General features: G+C 45.7%; 9 protein-coding genes. 4 read left to right on the forward strand and 5 right to left on the reverse strand.

The annotated features are described in order from the left end of the window. Positions 1 to 1,218: 1,218 nt before the first annotated feature. Complete coding sequence (locus R8O70_RS20975; protein ID WP_005374208.1) at positions 1,219 to 1,557, reverse strand: YggL family protein; 339 nt, start codon at positions 1,555 to 1,557, stop codon at positions 1,219 to 1,221. A 266-nt stretch (positions 1,558 to 1,823) separates the two neighbouring features. Here R8O70_RS20975 and R8O70_RS20980 point away from each other — a divergent pair, with 266 nt between their 5' ends. Then, complete coding sequence (locus R8O70_RS20980) at positions 1,824 to 3,860, forward strand: PhoX family protein (protein ID WP_017635525.1); 2,037 nt, start codon at positions 1,824 to 1,826, stop codon at positions 3,858 to 3,860. Positions 3,861 to 3,959: 99 nt separating this feature from the next. Here R8O70_RS20980 and R8O70_RS20985 read toward each other — a convergent pair whose 3' ends face one another. Beyond that, complete coding sequence (locus R8O70_RS20985) at positions 3,960 to 5,351, reverse strand: glycoside hydrolase family 1 protein (RefSeq protein ID WP_318184339.1); 1,392 nt, start codon at positions 5,349 to 5,351, stop codon at positions 3,960 to 3,962. A 147-nt stretch (positions 5,352 to 5,498) separates the two neighbouring features. Further along, positions 5,499 to 7,559, reverse strand: a complete 2,061-nt coding sequence (locus tag R8O70_RS20990; protein WP_318184340.1) for a sensor histidine kinase — start codon at positions 7,557 to 7,559, stop codon at positions 5,499 to 5,501. A 171-nt stretch (positions 7,560 to 7,730) separates the two neighbouring features. Here R8O70_RS20990 and R8O70_RS20995 point away from each other — a divergent pair, with 171 nt between their 5' ends. Further along, complete coding sequence (locus R8O70_RS20995) at positions 7,731 to 9,080, forward strand: sigma-54-dependent transcriptional regulator (RefSeq protein WP_206954825.1); 1,350 nt, start codon at positions 7,731 to 7,733, stop codon at positions 9,078 to 9,080. A 43-nt stretch (positions 9,081 to 9,123) separates the two neighbouring features. Here R8O70_RS20995 and R8O70_RS21000 read toward each other — a convergent pair whose 3' ends face one another. Further along, positions 9,124 to 10,332 carry a GGDEF domain-containing protein gene (locus R8O70_RS21000; protein WP_206954826.1) on the reverse strand — a complete coding sequence of 403 codons (1,209 nt, stop codon included), beginning with the start codon at positions 10,330 to 10,332 and terminating at the stop codon, positions 9,124 to 9,126. A 103-nt stretch (positions 10,333 to 10,435) separates the two neighbouring features. Further along, positions 10,436 to 11,746, reverse strand: a complete 1,311-nt coding sequence (gene brnQ / locus R8O70_RS21005) for a branched-chain amino acid transport system II carrier protein (RefSeq protein WP_033906244.1) — start codon at positions 11,744 to 11,746, stop codon at positions 10,436 to 10,438. An 836-nt stretch (positions 11,747 to 12,582) separates the two neighbouring features. On the opposite strand from brnQ, the gene R8O70_RS21010 reads away from it, so the two are divergent. Together R8O70_RS21010 and R8O70_RS21015 are read left to right on the forward strand one after the other, a co-directional pair. Continuing rightward, positions 12,583 to 13,593 (forward strand): TAXI family TRAP transporter solute-binding subunit, encoded by a 1,011-nt coding sequence (locus R8O70_RS21010; RefSeq protein WP_017635521.1) that lies wholly within the window; start codon positions 12,583 to 12,585, stop codon positions 13,591 to 13,593. A gap of 88 nt (positions 13,594 to 13,681) precedes the next feature. After that, a complete protein-coding gene (locus tag R8O70_RS21015; protein WP_033906245.1) occupies positions 13,682 to 15,805 on the forward strand; it encodes a TRAP transporter permease in 2,124 nt (707 codons plus the stop codon). The last annotated feature ends 5 nt before the right edge of the window (positions 15,806 to 15,810 follow it).

Genomic DNA, 15,810 nt, shown 5'->3' on the forward strand with positions numbered 1-15,810 from the left:
CAGACAAAATAAAACCCCGCCTGGTTTCCCAGACGGGGCTTATTCTTTTTCGCAGCAATCCAGCTACTAATAGGTGCTCCCTGCATCTATCCTTGATTGTGGCTAAGTCCTTTAACCGAGTTCCTTGTTCATCGCCTTCCTAGCGGTGTCCATTCTTGCCTATCATCCTGACGGGCGAACTCTATCCTAGAGCTTAACTACATCCTTGCTGACAACTCATCCTAAGTTATCAAATCTTCATCCTGAAGATACCCAATCCTTTAGGCTTTTTTCCTGTTCCCGCCAACATCCTGTCGACAAATTGAGTATTGATGTTTTGCTGATTTGACTCAATTAACTTTTCTAAATTATTTTTACTTATTATTTTAAGTGAATTTAAATATTACTTTTAAATCATATATTTAATGTTTTTTCTGGCATTGCTCTTAGAGGTGATTAATCTATTTGCTTACAACTCTTGTAAGAGATCTCGCACAAGTTTGGTGGTGAATGTATTAATGTGCGCTTTTTGTTCCGAGTTCTGTGGATTGAACTGGATCACAATGCGTTAAAAGGGAGACGATAAAGATGAAAGTGAATTGATCTTGAGTAGAGATTTGTTTGAAAAGAAATAAAAATTCTTGCGGTTTTTATAAACAGTATGGTAAATCTGAAATGCCCACCTTGTTAATCCTTATTAAGATTCAATGACAGTATAAGTAGGGAACTTGATTGCCATTTTTCTGTCATATCTGGTGAGTAAGTTAACCGTGTCAGATAGATAATATGCCGTTTGCCAGTAAAAACATGCTGCAAGAAACCGGTAATTATCATTATGTTGTGAAATTGGTCACGGTTAAATGATTGATTCCCTTATAGATTGAAGGGGATACGACCTTAGACAATAAGCTCCATGAGGAGCGTTACTTATATAAGATGAGGGACTTTACTATGAAAAAGACTAGAAGAGCTCAGCTACATCGTGTGCGTATTCAATACTGGAAAGACACGAAAGACGCCCCAGCTAAAAAATCATAGTTAATTATACCTAAAGGCACGAGCTGGCTGTGGAACGCAGTTTCCCGTTGATTGCCAGCTCAAAAACGCCACAATCACTCCGCGCAACTTCCCAAGCACCCTATTTTTACTATCGCATTCTTCCAAAAATAAAAAAGCCAGTCTTAAGACCAGCTTTCTCTACCATTTACTGAGCTCTGCGTATTACAGGTTGCCCTTTAGTTACAGGTAGTTGGCGTCAACTAGTTCGCCCGCTTGCGCGCTTTTCACTTCTGGGCGTGCTTCTAACCATTTGATAACTTGCGCTTTCTGTTCTTCAGTCGCACTGCCGTAACGGTCAGTAGAACATAGGAAGCCTTCAAACAGTTCTAGACCACCGCCACCGAAGCAAAGACCAAGCTCGTCAATGTAGTCGATAAAGTCATCAACGAATGCATCGTAACGGTCGAAGTCGTTAATGTCTGTTTCACAGCTGATCTCGAAACCTAGGATTGCGAACTCACCTAAGAACAGCTTTTTACGGATACGACGGCTCTTGTTATCGATCTTGTCTAATTTCATGATTATCTCTCGTAGATGATTTGATTTCGTACACCTTATACCTTCTATCACACTTTAGCCCAAGTAAAATCAGAATGAAGCGATACAGTTGGTGATTATGTAACCAGAATTTAATTGCTTCGTTAGCTGTGTTGGTTGGTTTGCAGTATTGTTGAAACACAAGTTTCATATGTTTTAAGCACTTTTGTCATTTTTCTTATCCAAACTTCTTGCCGTTCAACTAATCACTTATTTATTAATTAAACTATAAGATCGGGAAAGTAAAAATGAGCAAGGAAACCTTTGACGCGACGCGTTATAACCAAAGTGAAAACAAACCATTTGAAGAAGTATTAGAAGCGAGCCTATCTCGACGCAGCATTCTGAAAGGTGGTTTAGGTATCAGTGCGATGACAGCGTTTGGTGCTTTCGGATTGGCTGGTTGTAACTCGTCTGACTCAGGGAGTACAGTAAGCAGTGGTTCGGGCGCATCTAAAGCCGTTCTTAACTTTGAATCTATCCCTGGCTCACTCACTGACGCAGTTTCAATTCCACAAGGCTACACCGCACAAGTACTAGTACCTTGGGGAACACCACTTAATGCACAAGGCAGCGCATGGCAAAATGATGGTACCAACACCAGTACCGATCAGTTAAATGCGCTAGGCATGCACCATGACGGCATGCATTTTTTCCCATTGAACGATAGCACTACAGATGGCTTGCTATGTATTAACCACGAGTACATCGACACATCAGCACTGCATCCAAACGGTCCGACGGTTGAAAATGGCGTACGTACCATTGTAGATGAAGTGCGCAAAGAGATTAACGCGCACGGTGTATCAGTGGTTCGCATTCAACTGGAAGACAACATGTGGAAGTTGGTTGATACCGACCCACTAAACCGTCGTTATACTGGTGCGACAGTCATGGATTTGTCTGGCCCGGTAGCCCACACATCTTTAACTGTCACTCGTTTCTCACCAGATGGCAGCCAAGCGCGTGGTACGTTAAACAACTGTGGCAACGGCTACACGCCGTGGGGCACGTACTTAACGTGTGAAGAGAACTGGCCAGGTTACTTTGTTAACGCCGGGACTCGTACAGAAGAGCAAGATCGCATTGGTGTCGATGACCAAAGCACTCGTTACCTATGGGAGACATTAGCAGGAAATGCAGAAGAGCGTCTTGATGAGTTCTCTCGCTTTAATGTGGCTCCAACAGGAGCAAGTGCGATGGATGATTACCGTAATGAAGCCAATGGTCACGGTTACATTGTCGAGATTGACCCTTACACGCAAAACTCACGTGCGAAGAAACGTACTGCGCTAGGTCGTTTCCGTCACGAGGGCTGTACTTTCGGTAAGCTTGAAGAAGGCAAACCAGTGGTATTTTATTCTGGTCACGATTCTCGCTTTGAATACCTATACAAATTTGAATCTGCGGCAGCGTGGGATCCAGCAGATGCTAACCCTGATAACCGCTTGGCGATGGGTGACAAGTACATGGACGAAGGCACACTGTATGTGGCGCGCTTCAATGAAGACAGCACAGGTACTTGGTTACCATTAACGCTTGATAGCGTAACAACCGCTGGTGGTACATTAGCGGATCACTTTGATTCACTGGCTGAAATTATCATCAATACTGCGGGTGCGGCGGATTTAGTTGGGGCAACACCAATGGATCGACCAGAGTGGTGTACGGTTGATCCATTCACGGGTTCAGTATATTTAACATTGACGAACAATACGCGCCGTACAGATGAAACCAATCCTGCGAATCCACGTTTAAATAATAAGTTTGGTCATGTTATTCGTTGGGATGAAGGTGCTTCAGCAACTGACTTTACTTGGGATATCTTTGTGTTTGGTTCGCCAGCAAATGGTGATGCAGATACCAACCGTTCTGGCTTGAATGAGTTAAACCAGTTTGCGAGCCCAGACGGATTAGCGTTTGATGGCCGTGGTATTTTGTGGATTCAAACGGACAACGGCGCAGATGAAGTCACGTCTTACACCAATGATCAAATGTTGGCTGTTGTGCCATCTAAGCTAACAGATGAGAATGGTGATCAAGCTGTGATTGGTGCGGATAATCAAGCTGAATTGAAACGCTTCTTTGTCGGACCAAATGGTTGTGAAGTAACAGGCTTTACCATCAGCCCTGATTACAAATCATTGTTTGTGAATATTCAGCACCCAGGTAACTGGCCATACAGTGAAGATGCAGCCGAAGAAACACCTGCTGGTGTTTCTGTGCGCCCACGAGCGGCGACAGTGGTTATTCGCCGTGAAGACGGTGGAGAGATTGCAGTTTAATCTCTAAATGAATAAACACCTTAAAATTCAAGCCCTGCAATTGCAGGGCTTGATGGTTTAGGCGAATGCCTAGTTGCACTTTATACCTAGACAACAGGCTTATCTTTTCAATGAACCGCCTGAAGTACGAATCACGTCTTGATACCAGAAAAAGCTTTTCTTGCGTTTACGTTCTAGCGTTCCTTGCCCATCATCATGACGATCGACATAGATAAAGCCGTAACGTTTGCTCATCTCAGCGGTTGAGTTCGCGACCAAATCGATTGGTCCCCAACTGGTGAAGCCCATCAGCTCAACGCCATCAAGAATCGCTTCGTGTGCTTGCACAAGGTGGTCGTTCAAGTAAGCGATGCGGTAATCATCCTGAATCTCACCGTTTTCATCGATTTCATCACGCGCGCCTAAGCTATTTTCTACGACGAACAGTGGCTTTTGGTAGCGATCGTGAAGGAAGTTCAGCAGAACGCGAAGAGCTTTTGGATCGATCAGCCAGCCCCATTGGCTCTTTTCAAGATATGGGTTTGGTACGCTATCGACGATGTTACCCACTTCTTTCTGTTTCGGATCCGCGCTAGCACAGCCACTTGCGTAGTAGCTGAATGAGATGAAGTCGACACTCGCAGACGCAATTTCTTCTAAGTCGCCTGCTTCCATCTGAATTTCAATGCCGTTTTCGCGGAAGTAACGCTTCATGTAGCCAGGGTACTGACCACGTGTTTGCACATCACCGAAGAACAACCACTTGTTGTTTTCATGCATTGCAGCAAGCACGTCATCAGGGTTACAGGTATATGGGTAGTTGATTGCGCCAAGCAGCATGTTACCAATCTTGCCGTTTGGTACGATTTGCTGACACAGTTTTACCGCTTTTGCGTTGGCGACTAGTTGGTGGTGAATCGCTTGGTAAATCTCTTGTTCACTGGCGTCTTCTTGCAAACCAACACCAGTAAATGGTGCGTGTAGAGACATGTTGATTTCGTTGAACGTTAACCACAGCTTCACTTTGTCTTTGTAGCGTTCCAGCACGGTGCGAGCATAACGTTCGAAGAATTCGATGACGCGACGATCGCCCCAACCACCGTAGTTCTCGACCAGTGCGTAAGGCATTTCGTAGTGAGATAATGTCACGAAAGGTTGGATGTTGTGCTCGGCAAGTTCGTCAAAAATTTTATCGTAGAACGCCAAACCTTCTTCGTTAGGTTCTAGTTCGTCCCCGTTCGGGAAGATGCGGCTCCATGCCAAAGAGAGACGCAGACAGTTAAAGCCCATCTCTTTGAACAGCGCGATGTCTTCTGGGTAGCGATTGTAGAAGTCGATCGCCACGTCTTTGATACCCGGTGTACGCTCTTCACGGGTTTGATGCGGACTCAAAATACCGTTTGGCAGCATGTCTGATGTCGATAACCCTTTACCCCCAAGGTTGTACGCCCCTTCTACTTGGTTTGCAGCAATGGCACCGCCCCAAAGAAAATGTTCAGGAAACTTAATCATGTTTCTCACTCTTTATCGTTCGGAAGTTATTCGTCTTATTTGCTTGAGAATAGTGTAGGTCAAGGAGGGATTCTTGTATCGAGATCGTGTTTTTCTCAAACAGCGGGGATGCCTAGTTCTAATGATGATTTTGTAATCAATATCACCTTAGGCTGATTTGAACAATAAAGTGAAAGTCAGCCCATTTTGTTCATTCTTATGCACAGTAATTTGTCCGTTCATATCACGCATATTGTTGGCCGTAATCGCTAAACCCAGCCCCAATCCTTCACCAATTTTCTTTGAGGTTTGGAAGGGTTCGAACATGGATTCAAGCATCTCATCCGACACGCCGCAGCCATTATCACTGATGATCAGTTCGACCTGATTGCTGGTTGGGTTGACGATCAAGCTGAGCTGCGGGTTGGTGGTATTGTTCATTGCGTCTAGCGCATTCGAGACAAGATTACCGAGCACCTGAAGCAGTCGTTGTTCTTCACCCATGATATTAGGTAAATCATGAGGAACGCGCACACGCACATCCACCTTGTCTAATTGGGATTGATAAACGCGTAAGGTCTCTTCGAGTGCGGAGGTAAGAGAAATCGCCTGTAGGCTTTCTGGTTTGTTGTAGGCGAACGTCTTTAACTGACTGGTCATGCTTGCCATGCGATCAATCAGCTTCTGCACCAATACATTGTTGGCTTTCATCATCTCGGTTTCGCCACGTTCTGCTAACAGTTCGTTTGTAGTGAGCAGGGTACGCAAGCCTGTCAGTGGCTGATTGAGCTCATGAGTGATCGCGCTCGACATGCGACCCAAAGCGGCCATTTTGCTCGATTCAATTAATTGGCTTTGTGCTTCTTTTAGCGCTTGAGTACGCTCTTCTACCCGCTGCGCCAGTTCTTGGTTGACCTGTTGCAGTGATTGCTCGGCTTTTTTCCGCTTGCTGATGTCGATGATCGTCGCAAGGAAATACTGCTCGCCATGCCAAGGGAAACTGGTTAGCGAGAACAAGACAGGGAAGACGCTTCCGTCACTGCGTCTGGCAATGGTTTCGACCGTGCTGATCTCTGCGAGCTCTTTATGTTTAGGTAAATCCTTGAGCAACTTAAGTGTGGTGGAATTGGGATTGCCTGCGTCGAATAACTCCCAAGCAAAAGCATGTCGATTGACGCTTTCTGGTAAACAGAACAAACGCTTCGCCATTGGGTTGAGATCGAACAGTTGCCCTTGTTCATCAATCAATAGCAAACCAACGTGGGTTTTATTGATCATCTGTTTCAAGCGGCGTTGAGACTCTTCCAACAGGGCTTGAATTCGTTGTTGATTGATGTGCTTTTGTCGACGTTGTAGACCAATGATGACGAGTAATACAACCAACAAGAGCAGCGCCGCTACGCTCCAACCAATCACGTTGATGGTTTGTTGAATCGGCTTAGAAGGGGTGAGGTAGCTGACGTACCAATTCAAATCATCCAATTTAACGGTGTGCGCAAAATAGCGTTGCTGATTGAGCGTCCACACACTGATATTGGTGTTGTCGTATAAGCGCTGCGTTTCTAACTGAACGGTGTTGCTCGGTTCGTTAAACCAGTCTGCGTTATAAAGCGAGCTGCTTGATAGGAAAAAGCGTTGCTGGCGATTTTGCAACGTAATGATGTCTTGGCTAGTAATGGTCTGTTCGGTCAACAAGCTGAGGTTGATCTGCACCACCACAATGCCTGCGATATCCAGACCGTCGTAGATAGGAGCTGCAAGGTAATACAACGGGCTCGAACCTTTGGTTTTGTTCACCAAGGAAACACCGCCGCCTTGATTGTGAATTTGTTCCACAATGGCTTTTCGGTCAGATAGGCTAAAGCGCTCTTCGATTAAACTCGAGACCAATACTTCGCCAGAGTTAGACAGGATTAGCCAACCTTCCGTATTGGCGGCTTTATCTAGCTGAGTCAGTTGGGTTTGCAACGGTTCGTAATAAGTCCGGTTTCCTTTCACAAACGCGATGGTTTCCGGGTTATTGGTGACAAGGTAAGGCAAGTGATAGAAGCGTTTGAGTGCACGGCGAACTTCACCGATATAGTCGAGCAGTTTTTGTTGAGCTTCGGTTTGAGTTTGTACGCTCAACCATTGACGAGCAACCTCTCTGCTGGCGCTATAACAAGACAACATCAGCACTGCTGCAATTACGACCACAAGCCACGTTTTGCCATTCCTTTTGCGCTGCATACTGACTCCGTTCAGCTAGTGCGTTCTCACCGAGAGTCATTAAAGAGTGCGCCTAACTGGTTGGATGTTAAAGACTTGTAAGCAAGAAGTGAGATCTAGCTCCTTTTCTCCTCAGTGGTTTTTGCTACCGTTAGCAAAGAGCGATTTCTATTCCACCTACGGTAGTAACTCATGGCTTTTGACGACACCCCTAAAATTGCACTTATCGAAGACGATGACATTGTTCGTCAGGCTACCAGTCAGTGGCTGCAACTGGCGGGGTTCGACGTGACCGCATTCAGTTTAGGAGAAGAGGGGAAAGCGGCCATTCTTAGCCAAGAATTTGATGCGATTGTCAGTGATGTTCGCCTGCCGGACACCGATGGTTTGTCGATACTAGAAAGCCTGATTGCCAATCACATTCCAACGCCGGTTATCTTGATCACCGGACATGGTGACGTTGACATGGCTGTCGGGGCGTTACAAAACGGTGCGTTCGATTTTATCGAGAAACCTTTCCAACCTGAGCGCTTATCTCAACGTGTGACCGAAGCGGTCGAGAGTTATCGCGCACAAACGTCTACTCAAGATCGTCAAGAGTACCTTTCTAGCGTTAGCGGCTTAGAAGAAGTGTTGATTGGGCGAAGCCGAGTAATGCGACAGCTTAGAGAACAAGTTGCCAAGTTAGCGCGCATTGATACCAATGTGATCATTTACGGTGAAACAGGTTGTGGTAAAGAGCTGGTGGCGACCAGTTTGCATAATGAAAGCCAACGTAGATCCCATCATTTTGTGCCAATCAACTGTGGCGCTATTCCTGAGAACTTGTTTGAAAGTGAGCTGTTTGGGCACGAAGCGGGGGCATTTACCGGAGCGGGTAAAAAGCGCATTGGTAAGTTGGAATACGCGGATAAAGGCACCTTATTCTTTGATGAAATCGAGAGTATGCCGCTGTCCATGCAGGTGAAAGTCTTGCGTTCATTACAGGAACATACGGTTGAGCGCGTTGGGGGTAACCAACAGATCTCGGTTGATTTAAGAGTGATCGCCGCCGCGAAAGAAGATCTCAATGATCATGACGAGTTTCGTCAGGATTTGTACTATCGTCTTAATGTGGCGCAGATCTATTTGCCACCGCTACGTGAGCGAGAAGAAGATGCGTTGATCTTGTTCGAACACTTTGCTCTGAAAAGTAATCCTGAGAGTCGTCCGCTGAGTGAAGCCGATAGAAAGGCCGTTCTTGCTTACTCTTGGCCCGGTAACGTACGTGAGCTTAGGAATGTAGCGATGCGTTTTGCATTGGATGAAACCGTCTCCGTGATGGAAATTCTGTCCAGTCGACCATCCTCAACAACCGAAGAGACGCATGCAGGCGTGCCGTTGGCGATTCAGCTACATAACTTTGAACGTAAGGTGCTACATGATTCTTTAGTTAGGCATCATGGACGCATCAATGAGGTGATGCAGGAGTTGGATTTACCACGTCGAACCCTTAACCAAAAGATGCAGAAGTTTGGTTTGAATCGCTCCGACTATACTTAGTGCGATTTCTAGCTAATTCGAAATTACTGTCATAACAAACACGTTATGCGCTTTTGGCTGGAGCTGGGACAAACTTATAATTTAGGTCTTTCCCTTCTCCAAACAAGGTAACGAGGTTCCTTCCAGTATGTTTAGAGCTATATAGCGCTTCGTCTGCTTCAGCAAGCGCCTCTTGAAGTGATTGCCCCTCAGATAACTGACTGATACCAAAGCTCATGGTCACTTCAGTTTTAAATGATTGCAAAGCGGTTTCAGTTTCGACCGCAAGGCGAATTTGCTCTGCGAAAATTTTGGCTTGCTGTGCTTTTTCGAGCAAAACAATCATGAACTCGTCACCACCAAATCGCACAATGCAGGCTGACTCAGGAAGATGCTTTTTAAAAATAGTGGAGATCGTTGCCATGACGGAGTCGCCAACCGTGTGACCATAGTGATCATTAATCGCTTTGAACTTGTCGACATCAGTCATAATAATGCTGATTGCTTGGCTTTTTTTATACGCTTTACTAACCAAGTTTGGAACGATTTCTTCCATGGCTCGACGATTATATAGCCCTGTGAGTGCATCTAAATGAGAGAGATCATTAATGGATTGCACCAAGCGTCCGTTAATTAACCACAGCATACTAAAGCTCAAAGCAACGATCAGGCAGATGCTAAATAAGAAAGTCAGCTGATGGATAAGGCCTGCGACCATAAAACTTGGTAACTCACCTGAAAAAGTACTCCAAAGCGACCTAAATCCCATAAAAAAACTAAATCCAAAGAAAGAGTAAGCCATTGCTTTAACAGGGAGCTTTAAGTCCTTTTGGGTACCTTTAAGCATGGCGACACCACTAAAGAAGGTGACGATACAAATATACATGCTCAGATAAATAATGCGGCTTTTGATAGAAGGGTCATGGAAGGTGAAATAGTAAAATGAACCACTGAAAACAGGTGTTAACAAGGTAAGACAGTGAGCCAATTTTAAAGGATATTGACGAAAAATGCTTACGCTATATAGCGTAAGCAAGAAGCCGACTAATATGAGAGTGTTGGCTATGACGATGGTCAGCCAGTCTGGCGCAGAGCCTCTAAAGCCAAGTAAAAAAGGGCCTAAACCAATAAACAGTAGTGATATCGAGAAGGTTTTTAAGCCTTTGACTCTACCCTGAGTGTATTGATAACAAAGCAGACTAATAGAGTAAATGCAAGAGAACAGAATAACGATAAAGTTCAGTGTTCTGATGTCTAGATACTGATTATCCATAGGCGACCCATATCAATCTTTCATTCAGGCAACTCCTTTGCCTGATATCAATAAGCGAGCTACATAGTAACGCACTTATTGAGCGATGTCTTATGTTAAACGGCTATTCATTCACCAGCTCGAATTGTTCGGTTTGGTTGGTTTTCGTCGTAAACAGCAGACCAACAATCATCATAAATACGCTAGGCATAATCCAGCTAGCAAAGTCATTGTACAGAGGCATGTAATTACCCATCCACTCATCAGTGGAACTTGGCATGTAACCTAGGATGTGCAGCGCATCAACACAACCAAACGTTAGAGCAGTGAATGCGGTTGCGACGACCATGATTTGCGACATCTTGTTGCGCACTGGTGCCATGATCATCAACGCAATCGCGACTGGGTGAAGCGCCACAACCGCTGGTAATGTGATAGCTAATAGTTGCTCCAGACCTACGTTGGCGATTAAACCTGCCAATACCATGGTCGTGATAACGCAGCCTTTGTAGTTCACTTTGCTGAAGGTGTTGTCGTAAAACTCACTGCCTGCGGTGGTTACGCCGATAGCAGTAGTCAAACACGCTAATACCATCACGGCACCTAGTAATAGTGAACCAAATGCGCCGAAGTGGCTGAAGGTGAATGCCGTTAAAATGTCGCCACCATTGCTGAACTCAGAACCCAAGTATGAGCTTGTCGAGCCAATGTAAGCCAATGAGATGTAAACAAACGCCATGGCAACCGCGTACATCAAAGCTGCGATTAGCGTGTATTTTGCGGTGGCTTTCGGGCAATCCACACCCATGCTGCGAATCGCGCGGAAGATAATCCAACCAAAACCGATAGAACCTAGCGCATCCATGGTCATGTAGCCTTGGGTCAAGCCTTCAGCAAATGCGCCAGATAGGTATGGTCCCGTTGCGGCAGTTAGCTCACCTGCAGGAGAAACCAAAGCCGTCACAGACATGATGATCAAGATTGCCATCAAGGCAGGCGTTAAGATCTTGCCTAGGTTGTCGACCAATTTACCCGGATATAGGGCAAATAGAATGGTGATAGCACAGAAGGCAATAGTGAAAGGCACCAAAGCTGCATCACCAAACATTGGCGCAAAGCTGAATTGGTAAGCCACGGTAATTGCACGTGGAATCACGAACGCAGGGCCAATCACGATAAACACCATCACCCAGAAACTGGTCGCCAAAGGTTTAGGTAGGGCAGCGGTTAATTTATCTGAACCGTTTACGATAGCCACCATCACTAGTGCCATCGCAGGCAGACCTACACCCGTCAAGAGGAAGCCAGACATCCCGCTCAGAAAGTTTTCACCTGCTTGGTAACCCAAAAATGGAGGGAAGATCAGGTTACCCGCGCCTAAGTACATGGCGAAAGTCATGAAGCCCAAAGCGGCGATATTGCGTGCGCTTAACATTGTTATTCCTCTTATGTTTCGCTTGGAAGAAACTGAAAGGAATGGGAGGAGTATGTGGTGTTCCCGTCAGCTTCTTCTCAAGCTGACAGAAAGTTTAGATATAGCCTGTCAGCTCTGAATCAGTTCCAGAGAGAGCAGGAGGATCGCAGCAGCAACGCCAGATGGGCGTTTTAAAGCGAATTGTAATTGCGCAGTTGCTGACATGGGTGATCCTTAAAGACGAAAAAATACCAAGGAATACGTTTGCCTTGGTGTGTTGTTACACTAACGAACATAGGGCCATTGGCACAACCCCGAAGTAGAAAATAAGTTGATACGGTCAATGTCTATTTCTGAACTGGTGGATCGAGCTGCTTTTTAAATTAAAAATTAGAATAAATGACTTTTCATTTTTGTAACATGGCTTTCTTTGCTGTATTTTTGTGCTATTTGTAGTCGTTTAGGCTATAAACCTCAGCTGATAAATTGAGCAGTTTAGAATGATGCGCTTTTTCTTCTTATTGTTAAGATGCTCATTAGTTGCAATTCAATCCAAAATTGCATCGGCAAAATATTGCTTATTAGTGAATCGTGCATTTATTTTGTCTTGGTCACATTTTATTAACCTTTTGCGATCTAGGCGTGCAACCTTCTCCTCTTCAATGAGCAAGATCTTGCTCATTACTTTGCTATCAAATCAGCATGATTTTGCTCATTTTTGATGTCTTTCAGTACTTAGTTCAATAAATACAAAGGGTTAAAAGTTGGCATTTCAATTGCTCTAGGGAATATGTTGTTAATAAAGATTTAACATGATGTAAATCCCCAATCGTGAAACGACTACACGGAGAGTAATAATGAAAATGAATAAGCTGGTAAAAGCTTTGGCTGTCGCTGTGACTTCTTTTGGTATTGCTGCTAACGCTGCGGCAGAAGATCGTAGCTATATTCTTGCAACGGCATCGACAGGTGGTACTTACTACCCTGTGGGCGTAGCGTTGGCGACGTTAAGCAAAGTGAAATTGGCACCAAAGCACCACTTCTCCCTTTCTGCAATCAGCTCTGCGGGCTCTGGTGAAAACGTCAAACTGCTGAACGAAAACGAAGCACAGTTCGCGATTCTACAAGGTCTTTATGGTGCGTGGGCTTGGTCTGGTGAAGGTCCTTATGAGAAGAGCGGTCGTCAAGAACAACTGCGTTCAGTCTCTATGCTGTGGCAAAACGTTGAGCACTTTATTGTTCGCTCTGACCTAGCAAAAACGGGCACAGTGACTGATCTGAACAACCTAGATGGCAAGAAGTTCTCTATCGGTAAGAAGAACTCAGGTACTGAGAACTCTGGTCGCCAAATCATGAAAGGTCTGAAGGTCGACCCTGATAAATTCAATCTTGCTTACATGGGTTACGGCGGCAGTGCGAGCGCACTTCAAAACGGCACCATTGACGGCATGAACACGCCTGCGGGTGTACCTGTTGGTGCGGTCACTCAAGCTTTTGCTGCGTTGGGTAAAGACATTTCGATTCTTTCGTTTACTGACGAACAAATCAAAGAGGCGAACGGCAATTACAACCTATGGACGAAGTACGAGATCCCAGCGAACACGTACCCGGGTCTAGATAAGCCGATCACTACCATTGCACAGCCTAACTTCTTGGCAGTTCGTGAAGATATCTCGGAAGAAGACGTTTACCAGCTAACCAAAGCGATCTACGAGAACCTGCCTTTCCTACAAGGCATCCACAAAGCAACAAAAGCAATGGCGATTGAGAAAGCGATCGCTGGCTTGCCAGTGCCTCTTCATCCAGGTGCGGTGCGTTACTACAAAGAAATGGGCATCGAAATCCCATCAGACCTAATGGCGAAATAACGCCAACTTCGCCCCGAGTTTTGGCTCGGGGAATTTTATCCCTACCGATTTCTAAGATGGAAAAAGCCGCCAGAGCTTGGAGTATGAGATGAGCGACTCAATAGAAAAGGAATTGCAGAAGTTTGAGCTGCCCACGCGCACTGATTTTCCGTGGGTAACCACCACAATCACAGTGTTTGGCGTGGTGTTGTCTGCTTTGCACATTTGGTTTAATACCTTATCGACGTTACCAGAGTTATGGATTTCCGCGACCCACTTTGCTGGCTTTGCGGTGATTTGTGCGCTTTGGTATCCGGCTCATATCTCTCTCAAGCAGAGTAAGATTGCACTCGGCATCGATGTGTTGATTGCCATGGGCGCGGTCGCGTGTTTGCTCTACATTCCCTATGCCGAAGATGCGCTATATGAACGCGGTGTGAAGTTCGTGACCAGCGATTGGGTCTTCGCCATCATGGCAATTTTGATTGTTATCGAACTGATTCGACGCACCATGGGCTGGTTTATTCCAGTGCTGATTGTGGTGTGTTTAAGCTACGTTGTGCTTTGGGGTAAATGGGCGACAGGTATTTTCCACTTCCCGGGTTTGAGTATGGAAACCTTGCTCTACCGCAGCTTCTATTCTTCTGAGGGCATGTTTGGCTCTATCTCGCGCATCAGTTGGACTTTCGTATTCATGTTCATTCTGTTTGGTGCGTTTCTTGTGCGCTCTGGTGTCGGTGATTACATCATCAATGTGGCACGTGCTGCGGCTGGTAAAATCATCGGTGGTCCCGGTTTTATCGCAGTGATTGGCTCGGGATTGATGGGCTCAGTATCTGGATCTAGTGTGGCAAATACGGTTTCAACCGGTGTTATCAGTATTCCTTTGATGCAAAAAGCAGGTTTTCCTTCGCGCTTCGCGGCGGGGGTTGAAGCTGCGGCATCGACAGGTGGTCAGTTGATGCCGCCAGTGATGGGCGCGGGTGCTTTCATCATGGCGTCTTACACGCAAATTCCGTATGTTGATATCATTGCTGTTTCTTTCATTCCGGCCCTTATCTATTTCTTGTCTGTTGCGTTCTTTGTGCGTATTGAAGCCAAACGCAGCGGCGTTCAAAAAATCACGACCAGCGATGAATCTCTATTAAAAGTGTTAATCAGCGGTTGGCACAACCTTATCCCTCTGGCGGTTTTGGTTACTTTGTTGGTTCAAGGCTTTACGCCAACTTACGCTGCGGGCTTGTCGATCATTTCAGTAGTGGTGGCTTCTTGGTTCTCGAAAGATCACAAGATGGGACCAAAAGCGATCATCGAAGCGCTATCGCAAGGTGCGAAGAACATGGCGACAACAGCCGTATTGCTGGTGGGTATTGGTTTGGTGATCAACGTGATCAGTACAACAGGCATCGGCAACACGTTCTCACTGATGATCGACGGTTGGGCGAATGGCGACTTGTTCATCATGATCGTTCTGATTGCGCTCGCTTCTCTTGTTTTGGGTATGGGTTTACCTGTGACAGCGGCGTATATTGTATTGGGTACTCTGTCTGCCCCTGCACTTTACAAGTTAATTGCCGAAAACCAATTGCTTGAATTGATGGTGTCGGGTCAATTGCCTGAACAAGCAAAAGCTATCTTCATGTTGGCGGCGCCAGAAAAGTTGGAACTGCTTAATGCACCAATGGCGTTGGAAACCGCGAAAGAAATGGTGGCGCTAGTACCTGCGGACTTTATGGAAACCCTACTAGAGCAAAGCCTGGGTATGGAAGCGGTAGGCTTGGCATTGCTGGCTGCTCACCTCATCATCTTCTGGTTATCGCAAGACAGTAACGTTACGCCACCAGTGTGTTTGACCGCTTTTGCAGCAGCAACCATCGCCAAAACACCACCGATGCGCACTGGTTTGATGGCGTGGAAAATCGCCAAAGGTTTGTATCTTGTACCGCTACTTATTGCCTATACAGGCTTGGTCAGTTGGGATGTGACGTCGGTAATTACCGTAGGCTTCTTTGCCATCATCGGTACCTATGCATTGATTGGTGCGATTGAAGGCTACTTGGAAGGTCCTCTAAACATTCTGACGCGTCTCTTGTTGTTAGTGGTGGGTACATTGCTGGTTTGGCACGACATCCCAATGTTGGTTCGTGTGGCAAGCTGTGCGGTATTTGTCGCGGTGTTCATTTACAGTGGTCGCAAGTTCAAATTGCAACAATCTCAACTATCGGTTTTATAAGAGGT

Source organism: Vibrio sp. 779(2023) (assembly GCF_033344285.1).
Lineage (GTDB): Bacteria > Pseudomonadota > Gammaproteobacteria > Enterobacterales > Vibrionaceae > Vibrio > Vibrio alginolyticus.